Source organism: Halomonas sp. (genome assembly GCF_014859505.1).
Taxonomy (GTDB): Bacteria; Pseudomonadota; Gammaproteobacteria; order Pseudomonadales; family Halomonadaceae; genus Halomonas.
This window is the reverse complement of sequence record NZ_JACUUD010000249.1, coordinates 1-1,815: the sequence shown is the minus strand read 5'-3', so window position 1 is coordinate 1,815 and position 1,815 is coordinate 1. Positions and strand designations below refer to the sequence as shown.

2 protein-coding genes are annotated in these 1,815 nt (G+C 69.0%); both read left to right on the top strand.

What is annotated here, in order from left to right; translation table 11 throughout:
* The coding region (locus IBX53_RS16000; protein WP_290911342.1) for a glycine cleavage T C-terminal barrel domain-containing protein at nt 1-814 on the top strand (814 nt) is incomplete at its 5' end.
* Between the two features lie 126 nt (nt 815-940).
* Nucleotides 941-1,815 (top strand): L-serine ammonia-lyase (locus IBX53_RS15995; RefSeq protein ID WP_290911339.1); only part of this gene is annotated, 875 nt, incomplete at its 3' end.

The window sequence follows — 1,815 nt, the reverse complement described above, 5'->3', positions numbered from 1 at the left end:
CCTGATGGTGGTCAACGCCGGCGACCACCTCTACCTGGTGGTCAACGCCGCCTGCAAGGAGCAGGACATCGCCCACCTGCGCGCGCACCTGCCCGAAGGCCACGAGATCGAGGTGCTCGACCGCGGCCTGCTCGCGCTGCAGGGTCCGCAGGCCGCCGACGTCATGACCCGCCTCTGCCCCGAGGCCTGCGAGATGATCTTCATGCAGCACGGTCACTTCGAGATCGCGAGCATCCCGGTCTGGGTCAGCCGCAGTGGCTATACCGGCGAGGATGGCTTCGAGATATCGGTGGCCGCGGACCAGAGCGAGGCGCTGGCCCGCCGCCTGCTGGCGGAGCCGGAGGTGGAGGCGATCGGCCTGGGCGCGCGGGACTCGCTGCGCCTGGAGGCGGGGCTCTGTCTCTATGGCCACGACATCGACACCACCACTACACCCGTCGAGGGCGGCTTGATCTGGGCCATCGGCAAGCCGCGTCGCCATGGCGGCGAGCGCCCCGGCGGCTTCCCCGGCGCCGAGGCGATCCTCCACCAGGTGGAGGCCAAGGACCACAGCCGTAAGCGGGTCGGCCTGCTGGGCGAGGGGCGCGCCCCGGTGCGCGAGGGCACCGAGCTCTACGATGGCGAGGGCAGCCTGATCGGCATCGTCACCTCCGGCGGCTTCGGCCCCAGCGTGGGCAAGCCGGTGGCCATGGGCTATGTGCTGGTGGCCCAGGCCGAGCTCGGCACCACGGTCTTCGCCGAGGTGCGCGGCAAGCGTCTGCCGATGGTGGTCAGCAAGACGCCCTTCGTCACCCCGGGGTACTACCGCGGCTAGAGAGGCTGCCTATGCTGTCAGGGTGGGGCGACCCTCGGCGGCTCGGTCAGGCCTTCCATCAACCGTTCACTCAAGCGTTCAGTCAACAACAACAACAGGGCGGCAGGTAGCCCAGGGTGGTGCAACATGTCTATCAGCGTCTTCGACCTGTTCAAGATCGGCGTCGGGCCCTCGAGCTCACACACCGTGGGGCCCATGCGGGCCGCCTGTGACTTCGTCGACGAGCTGAGGGCGTGCGAGCTGCTGACGCGGGTGGCGCGCCTCGAGGTGCAGCTGTTCGGCTCGCTCTCCGCGACCGGGATCGGCCACGGCACCGATCGTGCGGTGATCATGGGGCTGATGGGCGAGCGGCCTGACCGCATCGACCCGGAAGTCATCGCCCCCTGCATCGAGGAGCTGCAGGAGGCCGAGGCGCTGCTGCTGGATGGCCGCCACAGCGTGCCCTTCCTGTGGGCCCGCGACATGCAACTGCTCGAGGAGAGCCTGCCCCACCATCCCAACGCCCTGCGGCTGATCGCCCACGGCCACGGCGGCGAGCTGTACCGCAACACCTTCTACTCGGTGGGCGGCGGCTTCGTCATCGATGCGGCCCAGGCCGAACGGGGCGAGCTCGACAGCGATACCACCGAGCTGCCCTACGACTTCCAGACCGGCGACGACCTGCTGCACATGTGCCGGGAAAACGGCCTGCGCATCAGCGAGCTGATGCTGGAGAACGAGAAGGCGTGGCGCAGCGAGGCCCAGATTCGCGACGGCCTGCTGACGATCTGGGCGGCCATGCAGGCGTGCGTCAGGAAGGGCATGGAGGCCGAGGGCATCCTGCCCGGTGGGCTTAACGTCAAGCGTCGCGCCAAGGTGCTGTACCAGCGCATGCTGGCCAGCGAGGACGACCACTCGCTGATCGCCTCCACCATGTCGGCCATGGACTGGGTCAACCTCTACGCCCTGGCGGTCAACGAGGAGAATGCCGCCGGCGGGCGCATGGTCACCGCCCCCACCAA